20 protein-coding genes are annotated in these 22,508 nt (G+C 48.4%); 12 read left to right on the top strand and 8 right to left on the bottom strand.

All coding sequences use genetic code 11. The features are described 5' to 3' along the window. The first annotated feature begins 44 nt into the window (after positions 1-44). Together oadA and LEUMU_RS0108910 are read left to right on the top strand one after the other, a co-directional pair. Positions 45-1,859 (top strand): sodium-extruding oxaloacetate decarboxylase subunit alpha, encoded by a 1,815-nt coding sequence (gene oadA, locus LEUMU_RS0108905; RefSeq protein ID WP_022951943.1) that lies wholly within the window; start codon positions 45-47, stop codon positions 1,857-1,859. A gap of 10 nt (positions 1,860-1,869) precedes the next feature. Continuing rightward, on the top strand, positions 1,870-3,036 hold the full coding sequence (locus LEUMU_RS0108910) for a sodium ion-translocating decarboxylase subunit beta (RefSeq protein ID WP_022951944.1): 1,167 nt from the start codon (positions 1,870-1,872) through the stop codon (positions 3,034-3,036). A 119-nt stretch (positions 3,037-3,155) separates the two neighbouring features. Here the strand turns inward: LEUMU_RS0108910 and LEUMU_RS25295 are convergent, their stop codons facing one another. Further along, a complete protein-coding gene (locus tag LEUMU_RS25295) occupies positions 3,156-3,827 on the bottom strand; it encodes a TetR/AcrR family transcriptional regulator (protein ID WP_022951945.1) in 672 nt (223 codons plus the stop codon). A 134-nt stretch (positions 3,828-3,961) separates the two neighbouring features. Between LEUMU_RS25295 and mtoX the strand changes: the two genes are divergently transcribed. The 7 genes from mtoX (at position 3,962) to LEUMU_RS0108950 (ending at position 12,946) form a co-directional block, all read left to right on the top strand. Beyond that, positions 3,962-5,341 carry a methanethiol oxidase gene (gene mtoX, locus LEUMU_RS25300; RefSeq protein ID WP_022951946.1) on the top strand — a complete coding sequence of 460 codons (1,380 nt, stop codon included), beginning with the start codon at positions 3,962-3,964 and terminating at the stop codon, positions 5,339-5,341. 52 nt (positions 5,342-5,393) lie between these two features. Continuing rightward, a complete protein-coding gene (locus tag LEUMU_RS25305; protein WP_022951947.1) occupies positions 5,394-7,952 on the top strand; it encodes an SCO family protein in 2,559 nt (852 codons plus the stop codon). A 19-nt stretch (positions 7,953-7,971) separates the two neighbouring features. After that, entirely contained in the window at positions 7,972-9,081 is a 1,110-nt protein-coding gene (locus LEUMU_RS0108930; protein WP_022951948.1) for an S-(hydroxymethyl)glutathione dehydrogenase/class III alcohol dehydrogenase, read from the top strand. Positions 9,082-9,090: 9 nt separating this feature from the next. Then, entirely contained in the window at positions 9,091-9,933 is an 843-nt protein-coding gene (gene fghA, locus LEUMU_RS0108935; protein WP_022951949.1) for an S-formylglutathione hydrolase, read from the top strand. A gap of 134 nt (positions 9,934-10,067) precedes the next feature. Beyond that, entirely contained in the window at positions 10,068-10,370 is a 303-nt protein-coding gene (locus tag LEUMU_RS0108940; RefSeq protein WP_157474296.1) for a hypothetical protein, read from the top strand. Between the two features lie 257 nt (positions 10,371-10,627). Continuing rightward, positions 10,628-12,235: an ABC-F family ATPase gene (locus LEUMU_RS0108945; protein WP_026744619.1), complete on the top strand. Its 1,608-nt coding sequence runs from the start codon at positions 10,628-10,630 to the stop codon at positions 12,233-12,235. 3 nt (positions 12,236-12,238) lie between these two features. Then, on the top strand, positions 12,239-12,946 hold the full coding sequence (locus tag LEUMU_RS0108950) for a hypothetical protein (protein WP_022951952.1): 708 nt from the start codon (positions 12,239-12,241) through the stop codon (positions 12,944-12,946). Positions 12,947-12,952: 6 nt separating this feature from the next. Here the strand turns inward: LEUMU_RS0108950 and LEUMU_RS0108955 are convergent, their stop codons facing one another. Both LEUMU_RS0108955 and LEUMU_RS0108960 read right to left on the bottom strand, forming a co-directional pair. Next, on the bottom strand, positions 12,953-13,774 hold the full coding sequence (locus LEUMU_RS0108955; RefSeq protein WP_022951953.1) for a M90 family metallopeptidase: 822 nt from the start codon (positions 13,772-13,774) through the stop codon (positions 12,953-12,955). Between the two features lie 114 nt (positions 13,775-13,888). After that, positions 13,889-14,908 carry a pirin family protein gene (locus LEUMU_RS0108960; RefSeq protein WP_211223021.1) on the bottom strand — a complete coding sequence of 340 codons (1,020 nt, stop codon included), beginning with the start codon at positions 14,906-14,908 and terminating at the stop codon, positions 13,889-13,891. A gap of 67 nt (positions 14,909-14,975) precedes the next feature. On the opposite strand from LEUMU_RS0108960, the gene LEUMU_RS0108965 reads away from it, so the two are divergent. Further along, complete coding sequence (locus LEUMU_RS0108965) at positions 14,976-15,554, top strand: hypothetical protein (RefSeq protein ID WP_022951955.1); 579 nt, start codon at positions 14,976-14,978, stop codon at positions 15,552-15,554. 436 nt (positions 15,555-15,990) lie between these two features. Here the strand turns inward: LEUMU_RS0108965 and LEUMU_RS0108970 are convergent, their stop codons facing one another. The 4 genes from LEUMU_RS0108970 to yjeH form a co-directional block, all read right to left on the bottom strand. Next, entirely contained in the window at positions 15,991-16,320 is a 330-nt protein-coding gene (locus tag LEUMU_RS0108970; RefSeq protein WP_022951956.1) for an ACT domain-containing protein, read from the bottom strand. After that, on the bottom strand, positions 16,320-18,023 hold the full coding sequence (ilvB, locus tag LEUMU_RS0108975; RefSeq protein WP_022951957.1) for a biosynthetic-type acetolactate synthase large subunit: 1,704 nt from the start codon (positions 18,021-18,023) through the stop codon (positions 16,320-16,322). Before ilvB ends, LEUMU_RS0108970 begins: the two co-directional genes overlap by 1 nt. A 274-nt stretch (positions 18,024-18,297) precedes the next feature. After that, entirely contained in the window at positions 18,298-18,678 is a 381-nt protein-coding gene (locus LEUMU_RS0108980; protein WP_022951958.1) for a YchJ family protein, read from the bottom strand. Positions 18,679-18,696: 18 nt separating this feature from the next. Then, the gene (gene yjeH, locus LEUMU_RS0108985; RefSeq protein WP_022951959.1) at positions 18,697-19,932 is read right to left on the bottom strand and encodes an L-methionine/branched-chain amino acid transporter; all 1,236 of its coding nucleotides are present in this window, start codon (positions 19,930-19,932) and stop codon (positions 18,697-18,699) included. A 127-nt stretch (positions 19,933-20,059) separates the two neighbouring features. Here yjeH and LEUMU_RS0108990 point away from each other — a divergent pair, with 127 nt between their 5' ends. Further along, positions 20,060-20,479, top strand: a complete 420-nt coding sequence (locus LEUMU_RS0108990; RefSeq protein ID WP_022951960.1) for an Lrp/AsnC family transcriptional regulator — start codon at positions 20,060-20,062, stop codon at positions 20,477-20,479. 124 nt (positions 20,480-20,603) lie between these two features. Beyond that, on the top strand, positions 20,604-21,683 hold the full coding sequence (gene leuB, locus LEUMU_RS0108995) for a 3-isopropylmalate dehydrogenase (protein ID WP_022951961.1): 1,080 nt from the start codon (positions 20,604-20,606) through the stop codon (positions 21,681-21,683). Between the two features lie 82 nt (positions 21,684-21,765). On the opposite strand, the gene LEUMU_RS25310 is transcribed toward leuB, so the two are convergent. Continuing rightward, a complete protein-coding gene (locus LEUMU_RS25310; RefSeq protein ID WP_022951962.1) occupies positions 21,766-22,230 on the bottom strand; it encodes a hypothetical protein in 465 nt (154 codons plus the stop codon). Between the last annotated feature and the right edge of the window lie 278 nt (positions 22,231-22,508).

Raw genomic sequence — 22,508 nt, forward strand, 5'->3', positions numbered from 1 at the left:
CCGACGGGAAATTCTCCAACCCTTTTGAGAATGATCAGAGCACTATGAGTCAGAATACAAACACCGATAGCAATTCCAAGCAACGCTTGCAAATTACAGACGTAGTTTTGCGCGATGGCCACCAGTCCCTGTTTGCCACCCGGATGCGTCTTGCTGATATGTTACCCATCGCTGAAAAACTGGACAGTGTAGGCTACTGGTCTGTCGAGACTTGGGGTGGGGCAACGTTCGATTCATGCATTCGTTTTTTAGGTGAAGATCCATGGGATCGTATCCGCCAGTTAAAAGCGGCTATGCCAAACACGCCTCAGCAAATGCTGTTCCGTGCTCAGAATATTCTGGGTTACCGCCATTATGCCGATGACGTGGTCAACAAGTTTGTTGAGCGTGCAGCGGTAAACGGAGTGGACGTATTCCGCGTATTTGACGCGATGAACGACACCCGTAATATGGAAACGGCATTGAAAGCGGTTAAAGCCGTTGATAAACATGCTCAAGCAGCCATGTCATATACCTTAAGCCCAGTACACAATTTGCAGCTGTGGTTGGATATGGCGCGTCGCCTTGAAGACATCGGCTGTGACTCCATCTGCATTAAAGATATGGCCGGCCTGCTGAAGCCTTACACCGGTTATGAACTAGTAACCGAGCTGAAGAAAGCGGTCTCTGTGCCCATTCATATTCAGTGTCACGCAACAACCGGTCTTTCGACCAGTACTTACCTGAAATGTATTGAAGCGGGCATCGATAATGTCGATACCTCGATTTCATCCATGTCGATGACTTATGGTCACTCGCCAACCGAATCTGTGGTTGCCATGCTGCAAGACACTGAGCGCGCAACGGGCTTGGATTTGGAGCTACTGGAAGAGATTGCTGCTTATTTCCGCGATGTTCGTAAGAAGTACGCGAAATGGGAAGGCTCGCTGAAAGGCATCGATTCTCGTATTTTGGTTGCACAAGTGCCAGGCGGCATGCTGACCAATATGGAAACTCAGCTTAAAGAGCAAGGCGCTGGCGATAAGCTGGATGCGGTTCTGGCAGAAATTCCACGTGTACGTGAAGACTTAGGTTTCATTCCGCTGGTAACCCCTACTTCGCAAATCGTTGGTACTCAAGCGGTGCTTAACGTATTAACTGGTCAGCGCTACGGCAAACTGACGGGTGAAGCAGCAGGTGTATTGCGTGGCGAATACGGCGCAACACCGGCTCCGGTTAATGCTGAACTACAAAAGCAAGCCTTGGGCAATGATGAGTTAATCACTTGCCGTCCGGCTGATCTGCTGGGTTCCGAGTTGGATAAGCTCAAAGACGAGCTGGTTGGCATTGCTAAAGAGAAAAACATTAAACTGACTGAGGGCGAAGGCCTGATCGATGACGTGCTGACTTATGCACTGTTCCCACAGATCGGTTTGAAGTTCCTTGAAAATCGTGACAACCCATCAGCATTCGAACCCATTCCAACGGGTAAAGAAAGTGAAGCGGTTACTACTGGCTCTGGTGAAGAAGTTTACACCGTGACAATTGATGGCGTTGATCATGTGGTCACTGTTGGCAATGGCGGCGATATCACGGGTATCGTTCCTGTGGCTGGCGCTGCTTCTGGCTCATCTGATTCTGCACCGGCTGCTGCCGCTCCAACTGGCGGCGAAGGTTATCCTGCGCCAATGGCAGGTAATGTATTCAAAGTATTGGTACAACCTGGCGAGATGGTAGAAGAAGGCGACATCATGATTATTCTGGAAGCCATGAAGATGGAAATCACTGTGGTCGCACCAAAAAGTGCAACTGTGGTTGAAGTTCTTGTTAAGGAAGGTGACGCCGTGTCACTGGGCGACACACTGGTTACCTTGGCATAGGAGCTGACTGATGGAAAACCTCTACAAATTATGGACTGACTCGGGAATTGCACAGCTACATCCCGGACAAGCAGTCATGATGATCGTTGGCTTGGGACTTTTGTACCTCGCCATCAAGAAAGGCTTTGAGCCCCTGCTACTGGTACCCATCGCCGTCGGTACCCTGTTGGTGAATATTCCTGGAGCGGGCTTTGAAGCCGAGCCAGTGTATGACGCCATGGGTCACCTGCAAGACCCCGGCGGTATGATGTATTACATCTACAATATGGGTATTGCGTCAGGCATGTTCCCGCTGATCATCTTTATGGGTGTTGGCGCGATGACTGACTTTGGACCGCTTTTGGCGAACCCAAAGACACTGTTACTTGGTGCAGCGGCTCAGTTTGGTATTTTTGCGACGGTATTGGGCGCAGTTAGCCTAAGCCACTTCGGTATTCTGGACTTTAGTATTACGGATGCGGCAGCAATCGGTATTATCGGTGGTGCGGATGGCCCGACGGCAATCTTTGTTACCAGTAAGCTCGCCCCCGATATTCTGGGTGCGGTAGCGGTAGCAGCCTACTCTTACATGGCACTGGTGCCAATTATCCAGCCGCCAATTATGCGTGCCCTGACTACTGAGCAGGAACGTGCAATCAAGATGGTACAGCTGCGTCATGTAACAAAAAGTGAGAAGATCATTTTCCCACTGTTACTGCTGATCATGGTGGCTATGGTTCTCCCTTCGGCTGCTCCGCTGCTGGGTATGTTCTGCTTTGGTAACCTGATGCGTGAAGCCGGCGTGGTTGAGCGTTTAAGTGATACTGCACAGAATGCACTGATCAATATCGTAACCATCTTCCTTGGTTTAGGTGTTGGCTCGAAAATGAGTTCTGACAAGTTCCTGAACTGGGAAACATTGGGTATTCTGGGACTGGGTGCGATTGCATTCTGTATCGGTACGGCCTCTGGTGTGTTACTGGCGAAGTTACTCAATAAGTACAGCAAATCGCCCATCAATCCATTGATTGGTTCAGCCGGTGTATCTGCGGTGCCGATGGCAGCTCGTGTTTCCAATAAAGTGGGACTGGAAGCGAATCCGCATAACCATCTGTTGATGCATGCCATGGGTCCTAACGTGGCGGGTGTTATCGGTTCTGCGATTGCAGCCGGTGTGATGATCAGCATGCTTAGCTAATTGCTCGATTACACTGCATAAAAAAAGCCGGGCTAATTCAGCCCGGCTTTTTTGTTTGTGAATTTGGGCTTTGGACGTTGTTATTTAATTTTAAAAGCTCTGAGTTGTATGCGGCTGATTTACACTGCAATTGAAGCAATAACGGACGTGTCCTTTGCCGCTAGAGAATCACCCAGCATTGCATTAGTAGAATCCTCTGCAACGCAAACACCCGCAAATATCCCAGCAACCGTTTGCTCCAATAATTCAGGCAATGGCTGCTTAATCAAACCATCTAATCGCAGCTGCACCATTCGAATTGCCCCGCCAAAAATACAGGATGAAGCCACCAAGGGCTCCATAGTGCGAAACTCACCTGCGGCAATTCCTGCTTCAATAATCTGATCGATTTTCACAAAACCAGCATCTTCACACAGTAATAACTGATCACTCAAAAACTCGGTGTGTCGGATATTAAACAGATAAGCCATGATGTCGGCGTGGGATTCTGTGTACTCAAACATCAACTCAATAATCTTTCGGCACTGCTCACGTGGCGAGTCACTACTGGCAATCCCATCATCCACCAACTCATCAAATTCAATGCACAAATGCAGGTACAGCGCCTTGGCCACACCCTCTTTTCCACCGAAGTGATTATAGATGGACCCGATGCTGACATTCGCCAGACTTTGGATCTGATGTACTGAAACCGTGTGGTAGCCTTTTTTTACAAACAGCTCTAACGCCGCCGTAAGAATTTTACAGTCGATGGGTTCAGGTACTGGTGCGAGGCGTTTTAGATAAGGCATAGGCGAATAGTACTATTTGATTAGGCAACTATCAATTGACAAAAGTGAAGGTTCATTCTATTTTAAATAAAACAATAATAGCCGCTGCTGATTGCTCCTTGAATTCACTACGTTATTTCCTGAGGAGGAAAATGATGTCATACGAAACAAGAAAATTTCCGGTGCGTAATGCGCTGGCGCTGGCTTTAATGGTTTGCGGAATATCTGCAACAACGATTACTGCGGTACAGGCCGATGAAACCTGCATGTCTCCTTATATGGCCAAAATTACTGGCCAGGAAGACTTCGTGTATATATGGACGCTGGGTGTCGAGGGATTAGGCGACGCACAGGACAAACTGGTGACAGTGGATGTGAATCCAAAATCTGAACAGTATGGCAAAGTAATTAATAGCTTGTCGGTAGGCGGTCGCAATGAGGCGCACCACTCCGGCTTAACTGATGACCGCAAATACCTCTGGGCTGGCGGTCTGGATACCAACAAGATTTTTATATTTGATGTGCACACTGATCCTGCCAAACCAACGTTGCATAAAGTGATTACTGACTTTGTATCCGCCAGTGGCGGTGCTGTGGGCCCTCATACGACTTATGCGCTCCCCGGCAAGATGATTATCACTGCTCTATCCAATAACAAGGATAATGGTGGTCGTACTGCCTTGGTGGAATACAGTAATGCTGGTGAATACCTCCAAACGCATTGGATGCCGAGCGATCAGGATTTAAATGGCGCAGTGAAAACCGGAAAATATTCTGATGGCTTTGGCTATGACATTCGTGCGCTACCACGCCGCAATGCCATGTTTACTTCATCGTTTACCGGCTGGTCTAACTACATGATGGATTTCGGTAAAATGCTGGGCGACCAAGAGGCCATGAAGCGCTTTGGTAACACCATGGTGCGCTGGGATTTGCACGCCAGAAAGCCCAAAGAAGTATTCGATGTACCCGGTGCGCCACTGGAAGTGCGCTGTGCTTGGCAACCACGCAATAACTGGTGCGTCACCACGACTGCCCTGACCTCAAAAATCTGGATTGTGCACGAAAACACCGATGGTAAATGGAAAGCAGAGCCTGTCGCAGATATTGGCGATCCTTCCAAAATCCCACTGCCGGTGGATATTTCATTGTCTTCAGATGATCAGGGCTTATGGGTGAACACCTTTATGGATGGCAAAACTCGTTACTTTGATATGAGCGACCCATTCAATCCGAAGCAAACCTATGAAAAGCAAATCGGCGCACAAGTGAATATGGCTTCCTCCAGTTGGGATGGCAAGCGCGTGTATTACACCTCATCACTACTCGCCAACTGGGATAAAAAAGGTGCTGACAATGAGCAATATTTCAAAGCCTATAATTGGGATGGCAAAGAACTGACCGAGCAGTTCAGCATTGATTTTACTAAAGAAAAGCTAGGACGCGCACACCAAATGCGGTTTGGCGCTTACTCCTTGTATGCCAATGCCAGCCCGGTGACACCTAAAACCAAACTGAGCCAGTTAGCTCAGTAAGCCGCCGACCAAGCAATATGTTTACCAGCCAACACAGAGGATGTGACGAGTGATGCAACCTTCATTGAAACATTTAAGGGTTCTGTGTTGGCTGGTGCTATTTGGCTTGTCGACCACGCTCAGCGCTGCTGATATTGCACCGGCTATTGGTTACCGCACGCTATCTTATGAATTGCCAGAAGTTGGGAGCTATCAACTCCCGGCATTAAAGCAAGCAGCAGATGGCACGGTACTGGATACCAATGAAAACCCACGCCAGCTTCACGATTTATACCGTGGGAAATACACACTGCTCGGCTTTATCTACAGCAATTGCGGCGATTTGAATGGCTGCCCGCTGTCATCCTATGTGTTTTACAAACTCAAATCGCAAATGCAGAAAGACCCAGAGCTTGCGAATAATCTGCGACTAATGAGCCTGAGCTTTGACCCTGAGCGCGACACGCCAAAAGTCATGCAGCTTTACGGAAAGAATTTTGATTACGCTGGCCCAAATGGCGAATGGCATTTTCTCACCACCGACTCGGAAGCCAGCCTGCAACCACTACTCAAATCCTATGAGCAAGATGTGCAGCGTGAGATGTCGGTTAATGGTAAAGCGGGTACGGCGATCTCTCATGTGTTGCGCGTGTATTTGATTGATCCTGAGAATGCGATTCGCAATATTTACAGTGTTCAGTTTTTACATCCTGACATTATTATCAATGATCTGAAAACATTGCTGCAGCAAGATCGACGGCTTAACAAGCAAACTCCAGACTCAGTGGAGTCCGCACCGAAGCCAGCGACTGAAACCCAAGTAAAACTCATTCAAGCAGCCAACAAAACAGAAACAACTGCAACTGCAACTGCAACTGCAACTGCAACTGCAACTGCAACTGCAACTGCAACTGCAAGCTTAGCCGAGCAGCCTATTCATCAACGACAAGGTAAAGCCGCCGATTTATTGGCGCTAACCCAATCACCACCGCTTGGCCTGCCGCCGCTAGATCAAGCACAACAACAAAACCTTAGCACTGACCGCATTGCTCTCGGTCGCAAGCTGTTTTTTGACCGTCGCTTGTCCCTAAATGACACGCTCTCCTGTGCCATGTGCCATGTGCCAGACCAAGGCTTTACCAGTAATGAAATCGCCACAGCGGTTGGTTTTGAGGGCCGTAGCGTCAGGCGCAACACACCCAGCTTATATAACGTTGCCCACGCCAAAACCCTATTTCACGATGCCCGTGAAGACTCATTAGAGCAGCAAGTTTGGGGGCCGTTTTTAGCAACGAATGAAATGGCCAATCCATCCATTGGCTATGTGATTAATAAGCTGAGAAAATTTACTGACTACGATGGCTTGTTTGAAACTAGCTTCGATAAACAAGGCCCGAATATGCAAACGGTCGGTCTTGCACTTGCGGCTTATCAACGCAGCTTACTCTCCGCTGATTCGCCATTTGATCGCTGGTACTTTGGTAAACAGCCGCCGGCGCAAGCCAGTTTCAGCAAACAAGCCGAAGCAGGCTTTAAGCTATTCACCGGAAAAGCACGTTGCAGCAGCTGCCATACAATTGGTACAGACTCTGCACTATTCAGCGATCATGCACTGCATAACACCGGCTTAGGCTATTTAAACTCCATGGGCAAAAAGCCAGAAACCCAGCGTGTCATGTTGGCGCCCGGGATCTTTGTAGATGTAGACAGCAAAATTATCGACAGCGTAAGTGAAGCACCGATTGCCGACCTTGGCCACTATGAAGTGAGCCAAGACCCCGCTGATCGCTGGAAATACAAAACCCCGATATTACGCAATGTCGCGATCACCGCACCCTATATGCACAATGGCAGCCTGCCAAGCTTACGCTCTGTGGTGGAGTTTTATAATCAGGGTGGCATTGCAAACCCCGGACTTGATCCACTCATTACGCCATTAAACTTAGACGACACTGAAGTCGATCAACTAGTCGCGTTTCTGCAAAGCCTGACCGGCAGTAATATCGACACGCTGGTTTCTGATGCCTTCGCAGCGCCTATTGGTGATACGGTGGTTACACCAGCAAAGCAGCCAACAACCAAGGCTAGCGAGCCGAAAACCCAAAAAACCAATACGGTTGGTGGGGACTTTACGCTCACTGATCACCACGGCAAGCCCTTTAAACTGACGCAATTACGCGGCAAAGTCGCGTTGATTTTCTTCGGTTACACGCATTGTCCTGATGTCTGCCCGACGGAGCTTGCAAGGATGGCTCAGCTATTAAAGCAACTGGGAAATGATGCGGATAAAGTACAAGGGCTGTTTGTCAGCGTAGACCCTGAGCGGGATACACCAGAAATTCTGAGTCAATACGTGCCCTACTTTCACTCCAGCTTAATCGGCCTCACAGGAAGCCAGAAACAGATTCAAGCCGTGACTGATGCTTATCATGTACAAACAAAGGTTCAGCAGAACCAACGCACAGACACGCATTATTTTGTCGATCACACGGCAAATTTGTTTATCATTGATGGCCAAGGAAAGCTGGCACAAATCGTCCCATTCGGCTTTCCGGCACAACATATTTTAGATGCAGTAAAGCGCACTATCGCAGCGTTAAATTCCAACCCATTAATCACAACCAACCAGTAATTCATAACAGGAGCAAACCATGAAATGTAAAGCAGCAATTGCCTGGGGCCCAAAACAGGCGCTTGAAATCGAAGAAGTAGAAGTCGCCGGCCCTCGTGAAGGTGAAGTTCTGCTAAAAGTTCATGCCACAGGCGTGTGCCATACCGATGCATTCACCATGTCTGGTGATGACCCAGAGGGCGTATTCCCAGCGATTTTAGGTCACGAAGGTGGCTGTGAAGTGGTTGAAGTAGGCCCGGGCGTTAAGAATCTGGAAGTCGGCGACCATGTTATCCCGCTATACATCGCTGAGTGTGGCGATTGCGAATACTGCAACAGCACTAAGTCCAACTTGTGCCAAACCATCGCACCAACCATCTGGACGGGCTTCATGCCAGATGGCACGCGTCGCTTTAAAGCACGTGGCCAAGATATCTATCACTACATGGGTTGCTCAACCTTCTCTGAGTACACGGTAGTGCCTGAAATCGCATTGGCGAAAATCAACAAAGCAGCACCTTTGGATAAGGTTTGCTTGTTAGGTTGTGGTGTAACTACCGGTATCGGTGCAGTATTAAATACCGCGAAAGTAGAGCCAGGTTCTACTGTTGCGGTATTTGGCTTAGGCGGTATCGGCTTGTCTGTTATTCAGGGCGCGGTTATGGCTAAAGCCTCACGCATTCTGGCAGTTGATCTTAACCCTGAAAAATGGGAAATGGCTAAAGCCCTTGGCGCGACTGACTTCGTTAACCCGAAAGAAATCGATGGCTCCGTCAGCGAATACATTCAGGAAATCACTAATGGTGGTGTTGATTACTCATTTGAGTGTATCGGTAACGTCCACGTAATGCGTGACGCGCTGGAATGTACTCACATGGGCTGGGGTGTTTCTACCGTAATCGGCGTTGCTGGTGCCGGACAAGTCATCCAAACCCGTCCATTCAATCTGGTCGTTGGTCGTACCTGGAAAGGCTCTGCATTCGGTGGCGTTAAAGGCCGTACTGAGTTACCAGGCTACGTTGAGCGCTATATGTCTGGCGAAATCGAGCTGGATAAGATGGTCACTCACACCATGGGACTGGAAGACATCAACAAAGCCTTCGACCTGATGCACGAAGGTAAGAGTATCCGTTCTGTCATCCTGATGTAAGGAAGCCTCATGCAACAAATTGAAACAGTTAAAGAGTTTGGCGGCTACCTTAACCGTTACCGCCATCAGTCGGTCGTTAACCAGTGTGAGATGACCTTCTCGGTCTATCTGCCGCCACAATCCACCGATGGACCAGTGCCGGCCCTATACTGGCTATCGGGCCTTACCTGCACGGATGACAATGCACGTACCAAAGCCGGTGCGCAGCGTTATGCCGCAGAGCATGGTATCGCACTGATTTTTCCAGACACCAGCCCACGTGGCGATGTGGTTCCGGATGAGCCAGAGCGTTACGATCTTGGTCAAGGTGCAGGCTTTTATGTGAATGCCACGCACACGCCTTACGCTGATAACTACCACATGTATGACTATGTGACTAAAGAGCTACCGGCTTTAGTGGAAGCGCAACTGCCATTACTGCCGGGCGTTAAATCAGTAACGGGTCACTCAATGGGTGGCCATGGTGCCTTGATTTGTGCACTGAAAGAGCCAGATGCTTATCGCTCTGTCTCAGCGTTTGCACCTATTTGTAATCCAGTGAATTGTGGCTGGGGTAAAGGTTGCTTTACGGCGTACCTTGGTGAAGATCAGAGCAGCTGGGCCGCTTACGATGCCACTGAGTTGGTCAAAGGCGGCGCTCGTGTTCCACACATCTTGGTTGATTCTGGATTGGCCGATGAGTTTTATGATGAAGGCCAGTTGTTGCCTGAAAATCTTAAAGCGGCCTGTGAGGCAGCAGGCCAACCCTTAGCGCTACGCTTGCAGGAAGGTTACGACCATAGCTATCACTTCATCGCGACCTTTATTGGTGAGCACATTGCTTATCATGCAGAGCGCCTGAAGGCCGTTTAAATGACACTCTCCGTAGGACGGTAATGTTTGATTTGAGCCATCCACGGAGAGTTTCACGCATATATCTGTGAGGCTGTGCTTTTATTTCTAGACAGCTTCAAACCCGTGTTAATGAATCCAAGAGGAGATATAGCATGAAAAGGATAGCAATCATTGCAGCAATCGTTTCGCTGTTTATTGGCCAAACGGCTTTTGCTCATAATGGCGATCACCGCTCCGGCGGTGCTCATAAAGGTGGCTCATTCAGCATCTTTATTGGTGACGGTCGTCGTGGCGGTATACAGTGGAATGGCGGAAATCGCGGAGGTCATGGTCACAACCGACATCGCCCTCGCCGCCCTGCCGTACACTGCCACAACCAACGTAGCCACCATGGGCAATGGAGTAAGTACTGCCATTCTCACGGACAGCCACATCATCGTGGCGGACGTCACTAACACCTGATGGTGTAAGTTAAACGGGTAAACGGCCTTCTTTTTCGATGCGAAAAAGAAGGCTTTTTTCATGGTGATGACCACTCACCGCCAAACCTAAGCCTTTTATAACGCACTGACTCTCTCCATAAAAAACATCGACAGGTCAACGCTTTAGGCTCGACATTAAGCCGATAAGTCTCTATAGTTCGCCACATTTTACCACCCATATTAGCGCCTTGGGCTAATCGCCCTATTCATCCGCGCACAGGAATTCAGTTTTGATATCTACCGCAAACATCACCATGCAATTTGGCTCTGAGCCATTGTTCGAAGACATCTCTGCCAAATTTGGCAACGGCAACCGATACGGTTTAATCGGTGCCAATGGTTGCGGCAAATCAACCTTTATGAAAATCCTGAGCGGCGAGCTAGCGCCTACCGCCGGTAACGTATCCATCAGCACTGGCGAAACCGTTGGTACTTTGAGTCAGGATCAATTTGCCTTTGAAGAGTACAGCGTGATTGATGCCGTAATCATGGGTGACGTAAATCTGTGGAAAGTAAAACAGGAACGTGACCGCATTTACGCCAAGCCAGATATGACCGAAGAAGATGGCATGGCCGTAGCTGAGCTGGAAGTCCAGTTTGCAGAAATGGATGGCTACAGCGCTGAAAACCGTGCCGGTGAAATTCTACTGGAAGCCGGTATTGAAGAAGCCCTTCACTTTGGTTTAATGAAGCAAGTAGCACCGGGTAGAAAGCTGCGTGTGTTATTGGCACAAGCGTTGTTTGCAAATCCAGATATCTTGCTGCTGGATGAGCCAACCAACAACTTGGACATCGACACCATCAACTGGCTGACCACGGTGCTGAATCAGCGCAAGTCCACCATGATTATTATCTCGCATGACCGTTTCTTTTTGAACTCAGTCTGCACTCATATGGCCGACATCGACTATGGCGAGCTGCGCATTTATCCGGGTAACTACGAAGCATTCGTCGCTGCCTCGACACTGATTCGCGAGCAACTACTGACTGAGAATGCTAAGAAAAGCGCTGAGATTGACGAGCTGCAAGGCTTCGTTAACCGCTTCTCTGCTAACGCCTCTAAAGCGAAGCAAGCCAGCTCACGTGCCAAAAAGTTGGATAAAATTAAGCTGGATGAAGTGAAAGCCTCCAGCCGTATCTCTCCATCCATCAGCTTTAAGCAGTCCAAGCAGTTGCACCGTCAGGCGCTCACGCTGGAAGATTTGGCACACGGTTTTGATGGCAAAACACTGTTTAGCCAAGGCAATATTATTCTGGAAGCCGGTGCGAAAATGGCGGTCATGGGTGATAACGGCTCGGGTAAAAGTACCTTCTTACGCTGCCTGATGAATGAATTGGATGCTAATGACGGCGTGATCAAATGGTCTGAGAATGTATTGATCGGCTATTGCCCACAAGACAGCAGCCGTGAGTTTGACAATGACCTGACGATTTTCGATTGGATGTCTCAGTGGCGCACCGCCAAGCATGACGATCTGAAAGTACGTGCCATGTTAGGCCGCTTACTATTCACTGCCGATGATGCGAACAAGAAAGCCCGCGTCTGCTCGGGTGGTGAGAAAAACCGCTTATTATTTGGCAAGCTAATGATGATGGACACCAATGTGTTAATCATGGATGAGCCAACGAACCACTTGGACTTAGAAGCCATCGAAGCATTGAATGCTGGTTTGAAACATTATGACGGCACGCTGATTTTCGTCAGCCATGACCGTGAGTTTGTTTCATCGCTGGCAACGCGTATTCTGGACATTAAAGACCGCAAGTTGGTCAACTTCCAAGGTACTTACGAAGAATATCTGGCACACCAAAACCACAGTCGGAAAGTCGTCGCTTAAGCCATGCTTGTCGCTGTCATTTGTATTGCCGCCGTTTTCGGTGCCTTTATCGCTGTGTTGCTTAAACGCTTAGCCGAAGGCAAAAACGCGCAGGCTATTATCGATGATGGCGACCCGAATCACCCCGATACCACGGTGATTCATGCCATTGAACCAAGCTCGACCGATGTGAAAACCTTGTACCAAGTATTTAGCTGGGGCCGCGAAGCCACGGCTGAATACTTGTATTACGGGGAAATTGATAGCGCCTATTTACAGGAAGATGGCACCGGCAACTTAGACGGTACGCGCTTTTATGCCGAGGTCAGCGTTAGCTTTGAAGCCGATGCGTTACAAGCTGAGCAGGGAAATCTGCAAAACTACCGTCGCGCAGGCGTTAAAATGCCACGCTTCTCATTAGATACTGAATTGGGTTATGCCGATTTCAGCAATCTGGTACCGTCTGATTTTGTCAGCAGCTCACCGCGACCCGGCTATGCCAGTTTGTTGGCCATTAGCGATGTGGATTACAGTGTGTTTGAAATTAATGAGGTGGCAGGGAATGCATCCTTTAGATATGTATGCATTGAGCCTGAGCGGGTTACCACCATCTATCTGCAAGCTGGCGAACAGTTTGCCACTGTGGATTGGATGTACAACCACTTCCAAGAACTCGTAGAGAAATACCAAAGCCTGCCGATGCACACTTACACCGGCGCGACTCGCGAATAACTCGCCTCAGCTGACCCAATCACCGGGGTCAACCCGATAATAATTTTTCAACTCCGCAAACAAAGCTGGGTGCTTCGCTAGTAGCTGCTTTGGCTTTTCAAAAAACGTCTCAGTGACTACTGCAAAAAACTCTGCTGGCTCGGTTGCACCGTACTGATCAATCAATGTTTCATCGCCATGATAAGCTGCCTGCCGTAACCGCTCAAATTCCGTAGTCAGTACAGTCGCCCAGCGTTTGGATCTGGCAGAACTTCCTAAAAATGGTGCGCCATTGGTTGCGCCCGTTGCATGATCGAGTTGATGCGCAAACTCATGGATTGCTACATTAGCGCCATCATCGAATTTTTGATTGCCACGCAACACATCATCCCACGATAAAATCACCTTACCATTACTCCACGACTCACCCAGTAAGCCACGCTTTTGCGAAAAGGCTAAGCCGGCCGAATCACGCGTTTCACGCTCAACCAAAAAAGCATCGGGATACACCAGAATGTAACGCAAGCCAGAGTACACATCAGTGTTCCGATTCAGCAGTAGTAAGCAGGCCGAAGCCGCAATGGTGACCCGCACTTCATCGGTAATTTCAAAATCAGCACAGCCAATAAACTGCTTATCATGCAAAAAGCGCTTAATCCGCTGCTTCATTTGCAGCTGCAAATCGGTGGGCATTCGGCGAAATACCGGAAAGTTATGCCGCAGGGTTTTACGCCATTCTTCGGGGAATGGTTCATTCATCGCTTTGTAAAGCTTGTACCGAGGCCAAGCAAAGGCGGCAATCGCACCAAGCACAATCAGTGCCATTAAGATGGTCGATGTATCGGGCATATCAGTATCCTGTTTCGGCACATTATTGCGCCCTATGCCCAGATAATTTTGTCGCCATCTACCGTTTTCAAGGCCATGGCCGATCAGTGGCTATTCAACACCCTATTCAAACCACTAAGGTTGCTCTTCACGCCCATCGGCATAGCGCGCAAAACGACCTTGTGTTTTGCCATGTGATTGCTCCGCTTCAGGCCACGGCCAACCGCCAAACTGAGTCGCTTGATAGTCTGCAAAGGCTTGTTGTAGCTCGGCTTTATTGTTCATGACGAACGGGCCGTATTGCGCAACCGGCTCGTTAATGGGGCGACCCTGCAGCAGTAACAATTGCGCCCCCTGCTCACCGGCTTTTAGTGCAACGCTTCTATCTGAGATTAAATCGATGCAATGATTAAGTGGTATGAATTTTTCATCCAAGGAAAGCCCCGCACCATCGTAATAATAGAGTCGACGATTCAAACCCGATGAGGCGGCTGGCAAGGTCCACTGTGCATTGGCATCCATATCGATAATCCAGACGGCAACTTCATTATCCGCACCGCTGGCCCAAGAGTCTGGCGGAGGCGCTAAGGCATTCAGCCCTTCCAAATCCCCAGCCACAATTTTTACTCGTGTTTCGCGTTGGCTCTCATCCTGTGAAACTAGTTGTGGTGTTTGCTCACTCCAGAACATTGTAAAATGCGGCTCGACCATTTTATTGACCGAGGGTAGATTCAACCAGATTTGAAATAGCTCCAACGGGTTGGGCTCGGCCTCATCTAACAAAGGAAACATTTCAGCGTGTTGCACGCCTTTACCGGCAGTCATCCATTGCGTATCTCCATTGCCATAACGACCGGCTGCGCCCATTGAGTCCGCATGATCAATCAAGCCTTGTGTGGTAACAGTAATTGTTTCAAAACCACGATGCGGATGCGCCGGAAAGCCCGGCATCGTCTGACCATGATACATCCGCCAATCATCACCATTGCTTGGCATAAAATCCTGACCCAACTGATGGCCTTGCAAAGACGCATCAGGCCCTAATTGCGCATTAGCTTTTGGGTAAAAATCCAGATGATGCACGCAAAAAAGAAACGGATCAGGCGTTTGCCAAATCGGCTCTAATGGCATAGTTTTAACAATCGTATCTGGCATATGCGGCATCCCTAATTTTCAATAAAATGTACTACACTTGATTTAACTATCTTTACAGGCCTAACCTATGAAAGCAATTACCCCGATATTATTGAGCCTCGCACTTCTGGCCCCACTTAGCGGCACAGCGGCAGAGCAAAAAATCGACTTGGCACGAGTGGTGAGCGCTGCCACGGGAGACTGGAATAAGGATGGCATGATGGATCGTGCCTTTTTGGTCGCACCAGCAGGCAATGATGATTCGGACGTAGCGCTGCATATCTATCTTGGCGAGCAAGGATCTCCTCTGCCAAAGCTTGAGATTGTTAAGCCCAATTTAGTCTGGTCGGGCGCCATGTGGGGAACAACGCCATCGCTAACGATAGGCAAATCCGGCTCGCTGGAAGTGCATAGCCAAAATGAAGCGATCGGGCGTAATCGCTGGAGCCAAAAGTTGACGCTGGCTTACCGCAAAGGCGCATTTGTGGTCGCAGGCTACACGTATAACTCTTACGATACGCTGGATTTGAGCGCCGGCTTAAGCTGCGATGTTAACTTGTTAACAGGCGGCGGAATCAAAGATAAAAAGTCATTCAAGATCGCAGGTAAAATGACTAAATTGGCAGACTGGTCGGAAGCTCAGGTACCCGCTCAATGTCAGGAATAAACACCAGCTGAACAGACTCCCGGAGTACCACCGTTAGGCTAGTGGTACTCCCCTTGAAGCCGAATAAGTATACACTGCATCTGTTGGAAATTTTTAAGACCTCGCCCACCCCAAGCAGGCCATCAAACCCAAGATGAGAGTGTTAGCCATGAAGATAAGTGCCCATCGCCACCAGAACCAACAATGTAGTATTTTTAATAACTATTTAAAGTTAGTCGGCGAGATTGAAGAGTCAAATACCCTGCAACCACTGGAACAATCAAAACTACGAACCCTGAAAAAACTGCTAAAAAAACACCGCTGTAATGCTAACAATCGTAAATACATAAGTATTTGATCACTAAAAAGTGACAACGTTGACAACTAGAATATAAAAAAGCGGATGGCTCAAAAAACCACCCGCCAAGCTTACTAAGCGCCAAAAATTAACGCGTGATTAAGCCGTAAAATAATCATTCGTCTTCTCAAATACGCTACCGGATAGCGGATGCCGCTCAATGCTTAATACATCCACCAGCTTCTGTGTTTGTTGAATAATCTGCGGCAATTTCTCCTTCTCATCCAGTAACAACCAAATGCAACTGCGCGCGCCCTGCTCGCTGGCAATAGGCATCACCATAATGCCTTCCAGATTGTATGAACGGCGCGAGAACAAGCCACACACATGCGACATCACACCGGCATGGTTATTGACAATTAGCTTTAACACCGACTTGGTTGGAACTGCTGCCGACGTTGTATTTGAATCCATGATTTGTGCACTCATTATGCCTCTCCTCCGATCATATCGCGGTTTGCACCACCCGGTGCCACCATTGGGTACACCATCTCTGTTTCACTAATTGGAATATTGATTACGCAAGGACCATGTTCCAGCAAGGCTTCGCGCAGATCAGCTTCCGGATCATCCGATTGGCCAAGATCAATCCCCTTAACGCCCATCGACTGAGCCGTCATTGCAAAGTTAACGCCTTGCTGAAACTTTACTGAGCTTAAGTTCTTATCATAAAACAAGGTCTGCTGCTGGCGAACCAAGCCCAGATGGCCGTTATTTAGGATAATGATTTTTACATCCAGATTTTCTTCAGCGGCTGTTGCCAACTCCTGAATATTCATCATGATGCTGCCGTCACCGGAGAAACAAATACTCTTCTGCTCAGGCTGAGCCAAGGCAATACCAATCGCGGCTGGTAAACCAAAACCCATGGTACCTAAGCCGCCGGAGCTAACCCACTGGCGCGGACGGTTGATGGGATAAGCCTGTGCAACCCACATTTGATGCTGACCAACGTCAGTGCTGATATTGGCGCTATCATCCAGCATTGAAGCCACTTTTTTGATCGCACCATAAGGGCGGAACAACTCATCCGAACCATCCAAAATTAAAGGGTGCGCTTCTTTTAACTGCTCAACACGCTGCTGCCATAATGGACGCTCAACCGCTTCCAGTTGCTCATTGGCAATCGTCAATACTTCACCAACATCGGCCAAGATAGACAGCACTGGATTCTTAATTTTGCCGATTTCACTTTGGTCGATATCAACATGCACAATTTCAGCATTCGGGCAGAAGGCTTCAACTTTACCCGTGGCGCGGTCATCAAAGCGTACGCCCAAGCCAATCAGCATGTCGCACTCTTCTAGGATGTAGTTGGTGTAACGAGCACCGTGCATTCCTAACATACCCAGCGATAAACGATGGTCCGCTGGCAAAATCCCCAAGCCCATAAAGGTTTGAACCGTTGGAATATCTAACTTCTCAGCAAACTCACGCAGTAACGCCGATGCGCCGGAGTAAACAATACCGCCACCAATCATCAGTACTGGACGATGTGCTTCACGAATCTTCGCCAACATCGCTTCAACTTCCTGCACATCAAAATCGGGTGCTGGAATCGCAACACCTGGCTCTGGCCACTCGGTTACATCGATCAGCTGATTCTGAACATCTTTCGGTACATCAATAGAAACCGGACCGGGACGACCGGATAGCGCAATACTGAATGCCTCTGGAATCACTTGTAATAACTCTTCAGCCGAGCGAACAACCCAGTTATGCTTAGTGATTGGCAGCATCAACCCGAAGGTATCGATTTCCTGAAAGGCATCGGTACCAATCATTTGCTGAGGAACCTGACCGGTAATCGCAATTAAGGGAACAGAGTCCAGATTCGCATCAGCTACCGCTGTGATCAGGTTGCTGGCGCCAGGGCCAGAGCTTGCAAAACAAACCTGTGCCTGACCCGTTACCCGTGCCATACCCTGAGCAATAAAGCCTGCGCCCTGCTCATGACGAGCCAGTACGTGCTTGATATTGCTGCCCACTAAAGAGTCATACATTGGCAAATTGGCACCACCGGGAATACCGGCAATGTGCGTGATGCCCTGACGTTCCAAAAGCCGAATAATCAGTTGGGAGCCGGATAAGCGCTGCGCCGCCTGTGGCTGTGGGTTATTTGCTGAATCCATCGTTGTTTCCTCTGGTGTCTATTCTTAAAATTTCGGGTAAAAAAAAACCCTTCGACTTTCGCCGAAGGGTTTTTAGAATTTGATGTCTAATAAACCGCTACGGCATAGCCTCGTAGACCACGACAGACACCACCACGACCACTACTGCTGATAGCAGAGCGTGCGTTGAATTGATGATGTTTAGCGATGAGTTCATTAGTGTTTTACGTGTTTAATTTGGTAAGTGAGGCAACCGTATAATAAAAATAAGTAGCCGGTCAAGCCAAAAATTCGCTTAATAATCCCCGTCCAAATAGACCCATTTGCCATTCTCCCGCACAAAGCGGCTGGTTTCATGCAGCTCAGCCGCCCCATTAGGCGCTTGATAGCGCGCAATAAACTCAACCACGCCGGTCGCATCCAGCGCAGTGCCATACTCTGTGCGCAGGATTTCCAATCCTAACCATTGGGTATCATTATCTTCTTTTAGCGACTTTTTAGAGGGACGGGTTTGCTTGCTCCAGCTTTTATATAAATACGCCCCGTCTTTTAACACAAAGGCGCTATAGCGTGAGCGCATTAGTATTTCAGCGGATGGTGCCGCCTTACCATTGTGATAAGGCTGACAACAATCGGCATATAATCGATCGGACTGACAAGGACATTGCATTGGCATATACACTAGCTGGATGAATTAAACGGCCACTTTAACGTTTGCCGGACGTACCAGCAACCATGCAAGTAATACTAACGCCAAGGCGCCGCCATATAACATCGAAAGCCCCAAACAGGCTGCAAAGATAATGCAAACCACTAAGCCCAGCATAATCATTGGACGATGCTTTGTTGGTAACAAGCGCCAAGCCGACAACATGGAGGCCGCGTAAATAAACACAAACACGCCATTAGTCCAACGCACCATGGCTTCAAACGGCTGCGACATTAAATAAGCGCCGACCATAATGCTCACTGCCACACATTGCACCGCCATTAGCGCATTACGTGGTACGCCGTGTTGGTTTAAGGTGGTTAGCTGTGAAGGTAGAATGCCATCCTTACTCAATACCCACGCCAAGCGTGCAGCACTGGCAAAATACACATTCACCGTCGCTAAACCACTGGCTACACCCAACACGGGAATAATCCAATTGCCATACGGCCCGAGCAACAGGCTAAAAGCATCCACCATCGACAACTCTGCATTAGGCGCAAGCAATGACAGATAGGTACAGAGAATATAAATACCTCCCACCAGCACAATGCCAATCATCACCGCAGGCACAAAGTCTTTCTTAACATCCTTAAACTCGGCGGATAAATGCGTGACCGCTTCAATACCCAGAAAACTCCAGATAGCCAATGCCACCGCGCCCATTGCACCATTTAAATTGCCGCTAGCGACTGGCTCAACCGGAGTGACTTCGCTAAAAAACAACGCCAATAACATCGCAGCCACAACGGCTAGGATCGCTACCGTTAGCAGTAATTGCGCTTTGCCGGAAAGCTGCAAGCCTCGTAAATTCAGCAGAAATAGCACACCAATCACTGAGACTTGCACAATAATGGATTGCAGCGGTGACAAGGTAATTAACGGCTTTAAAAACTCAAAGGTCATCATCAACGCGGCAGGTGCGCCTAATGGCACCACGCACAAAAACATCAGACCCACCATGTGGCCATAGCGCACACCGAACGCTTCCTGCACAAAAAACGCGGGTCCACCTGCGTGTGAAAAGCGACGCCCTAATTCGGCAAACACCCACGCCAAGGGTAAAATTGCCAATACCAGCAACACCCAGGTCCAAACTGCCAAATCACCCGCGCTATCAATCGTCAGCTGAGGGAGAATAAACACACCGGTACCTAATAAAGTTGTCGCCATAAGCCCAACACCTTGCCAGCGGGTGATCGTTTGATTTAGGCTTCCCATGTTATTATTCCCTTCATTAAAAATGGCCTCAGTATACGGCTGCCTTGCGCGGCACATTCACGGAATACACCGGCAATTTGCTTTAATTTCAGCGGCGGGCACGCCATAACGTCGTCAGGTTTAACAGATGGATGTATTTGATCAGAAAATTCTCAGTGAATTGCAGCGCAATGCCCGCCAAAGCGTTTCGGCAATTGCTGAAGCCGTTAATCTATCGCGCTCGGCGGTTTCCGATCGCATCAAGCGCATGGAAGATACTGGCGAAATACTCGGCTATCAGGTCATTTGTAAACCCAGCACTCGGGGATTGGTAAAAGCCTATTTTGAAGTGCGCCATGGCGGCTATCATTGCGAGGCAATTGCTGGGCGCGCGATGAAAATCCCCGGCATTAAATACTCACATGGCATCAGTGGCGATCTGGATTTGCTAATGTATGCAGAAGCCGAATCCATGATCGACCTGCACCTAATTCGCGCGCAGTTGGATAAAATACCCAAAATTGGCAAAGTCACCACCCACATTGTGATGACGGAATGGCTTGCCTAAGCACAAACTAAATTCCAAACCATTAGGAATGGTTTGAATGAATGCAATGAATTTGATTTATACCCTGCCGCTACTTATGATACTGGCAGCATTTTTACCTTGAATTAACTAACGGTACACACTCATGAGCCACAATATCCTCATTCTGCCCGGCGACGGCATCGGCCCGGAAATCATTGATGAAGCAGTCAAAGTACTGAATGCTTTAAAAGCAGAAGGTAGCCTCGATATGGAGCTGCAATTCGCTAAACTGGGCGGCAGCGCTTACGATGCGGAAGGCTCACCTTATCCGGAATCCACTCAAAAATTGGCAAAAGCAGCCGATGCAATTTTGCTTGGTGCAGTCGGTGGCCCACAATACGACAAACTGGATCGCCCACTGCGCCCTGAGCGTGGTTTGCTGGCAATTCGTACTGATTTGGAATTGTTTGCCAATCTGCGCCCTGCGATTTTGTATGAAGAGCTGGCAAATGCCTCTAGCCTGAAGCCTGAAATCGTTGCCAATCTGGATCTGATGATTGTGCGCGAGTTAACGGGCGGTATTTATTTTGGCCAGCCACGCGGTATCGAAGTTAATGAAGACGGCGAGCGTTTCGGCTATAACACACTGGTTTATAAAGAAAGTGAAATCGAGCGCATCGGACGCGTTGCCTTTGATATCGCGATGAAGCGCGGCAAGCGTCTGTGCTCTGTTGATAAAGCTAACGTACTGGAAGCCACTGAGCTGTGGCGTGAAGTCATGGAGCGCATCGGCAAAGAATATCCTGAAGTCGAGCTTAGCCACTTGTATGTCGACAATGCGGCAATGCAGTTAGTACTGAAGCCAAAGCAGTTTGATGTGATGGTTACTACTAATATGTTCGGTGATATTTTATCGGATCAGGCGTCTATGCTGACCGGCTCGATTGGTATGCTGCCATCGGCTTCAATGAATGCGTCTAAGCAAGGTTTGTATGAGCCTAGCCATGGTTCTGCGCCAGATATCGCAGGCCAGAGTATCGCTAATCCATTGGCGACTATTTTGTCTGCGGCAATGATGTTGCGCTATAGCCTTGAGCAAGGTGAGCTGGCGGATCGTATTGAAGCAGCCGTGAAGCAGGTATTGGCTAACGGACTGCGTACAGCGGATATTTATGAGGAAGGTACTCGCAAAGTGAGTACGACTGAAATGGGTGATGCGGTAGTGGCTGCATTGACTCGTTAAGATTGATGGGCATCCGTGCATTGTGCGGATGCCTTTGAGGTTAAAATTACACAGGCTCAGTTGATCTAAAATTGCCGCATCTTCATGCTCTTCCTATTCGCCCAGCAGGGATGGCTCTCTTAGGATTAATTGGGAATTGCGCATCGCAGCCAACGCATCTAAATTTTCCACTAGCAGTCCGGTTATCTTGAAGTATTTCGATGACTCTTTTTCCGGCACAACTAGGGCAGGCATAATGTTCTGGTGTACCTGAATACTTATATACAACCGCACCACCCGACGTTTCCGCAAGTAAGTACTGAGAAATCCTCTTTTCCCAGTCATCAGCCTGAGAGATTGATGTCATAAGCTCAGCATTTTTGGTTTGCAGTCGAAACAACTCTTCTCTCATAACAAATAAAGTATCTTGCGCTTCACCAAGTTTCGACATCACCTCATCAACTCTTTCCTTTGTCTCAGCTTCAATTTTCATGTCATATATTGACTGTAAAATAGCCTTACCGGTTTTTAACCCCTCATACGCTGCGGTGATACTTGAAAAGTCCATTTTTGAAGCCTCCTTTTATTAACAGAATGTTGCAAGTCATTATCAACCAGTACTTATTTAATCACATAAATAAAGCATGTAAAAAATAAAACATTCATTACAAGCGAGTATTTTTTTCACAAAAGTGGTAAATTTAAGCATCTGAAATCATGAAAGCGATTGTTATTGAGGTCGTAGTCCCAATACGAGAGTACGTAGTCGACTTACTTGAGAAAGAAGGCTTTTCATGTGTGGCTTGACGAACTCTCCGGCTCAACAATGATTAGAAAAGTACGTGC

Source organism: Leucothrix mucor DSM 2157 (assembly GCF_000419525.1).
GTDB lineage: Bacteria > Pseudomonadota > Gammaproteobacteria > Thiotrichales > Thiotrichaceae > Leucothrix > Leucothrix mucor.

Coding starts and splice junctions, on each gene's coding strand:
- oadA (WP_022951943.1), top strand. CDS start 45: ATGAGTCAGAATACAAACACCGATAGCAATTCCAAGCAACGCTTGCAA.
- LEUMU_RS0108910 (WP_022951944.1), top strand. CDS start 1,870: ATGGAAAACCTCTACAAATTATGGACTGACTCGGGAATTGCACAGCTA.
- LEUMU_RS25295 (WP_022951945.1), bottom strand. CDS start 3,827: ATGCCTTATCTAAAACGCCTCGCACCAGTACCTGAACCCATCGACTGT.
- mtoX (WP_022951946.1), top strand. CDS start 3,962: ATGTCATACGAAACAAGAAAATTTCCGGTGCGTAATGCGCTGGCGCTG.
- LEUMU_RS25305 (WP_022951947.1), top strand. CDS start 5,394: ATGCAACCTTCATTGAAACATTTAAGGGTTCTGTGTTGGCTGGTGCTA.
- LEUMU_RS0108930 (WP_022951948.1), top strand. CDS start 7,972: ATGAAATGTAAAGCAGCAATTGCCTGGGGCCCAAAACAGGCGCTTGAA.
- fghA (WP_022951949.1), top strand. CDS start 9,091: ATGCAACAAATTGAAACAGTTAAAGAGTTTGGCGGCTACCTTAACCGT.
- LEUMU_RS0108940 (WP_157474296.1), top strand. CDS start 10,068: ATGAAAAGGATAGCAATCATTGCAGCAATCGTTTCGCTGTTTATTGGC.
- LEUMU_RS0108950 (WP_022951952.1), top strand. CDS start 12,239: ATGCTTGTCGCTGTCATTTGTATTGCCGCCGTTTTCGGTGCCTTTATC.
- LEUMU_RS0108955 (WP_022951953.1), bottom strand. CDS start 13,774: ATGCCCGATACATCGACCATCTTAATGGCACTGATTGTGCTTGGTGCG.
- LEUMU_RS0108960 (WP_211223021.1), bottom strand. CDS start 14,908: ATGCCAGATACGATTGTTAAAACTATGCCATTAGAGCCGATTTGGCAA.
- LEUMU_RS0108965 (WP_022951955.1), top strand. CDS start 14,976: ATGAAAGCAATTACCCCGATATTATTGAGCCTCGCACTTCTGGCCCCA.
- LEUMU_RS0108970 (WP_022951956.1), bottom strand. CDS start 16,320: ATGAGTGCACAAATCATGGATTCAAATACAACGTCGGCAGCAGTTCCA.
- ilvB (WP_022951957.1), bottom strand. CDS start 18,023: ATGGATTCAGCAAATAACCCACAGCCACAGGCGGCGCAGCGCTTATCC.
- LEUMU_RS0108980 (WP_022951958.1), bottom strand. CDS start 18,678: ATGCCAATGCAATGTCCTTGTCAGTCCGATCGATTATATGCCGATTGT.
- yjeH (WP_022951959.1), bottom strand. CDS start 19,932: ATGGGAAGCCTAAATCAAACGATCACCCGCTGGCAAGGTGTTGGGCTT.
- LEUMU_RS0108990 (WP_022951960.1), top strand. CDS start 20,060: ATGGATGTATTTGATCAGAAAATTCTCAGTGAATTGCAGCGCAATGCC.
- leuB (WP_022951961.1), top strand. CDS start 20,604: ATGAGCCACAATATCCTCATTCTGCCCGGCGACGGCATCGGCCCGGAA.
- LEUMU_RS25310 (WP_022951962.1), bottom strand. CDS start 22,230: ATGGACTTTTCAAGTATCACCGCAGCGTATGAGGGGTTAAAAACCGGT.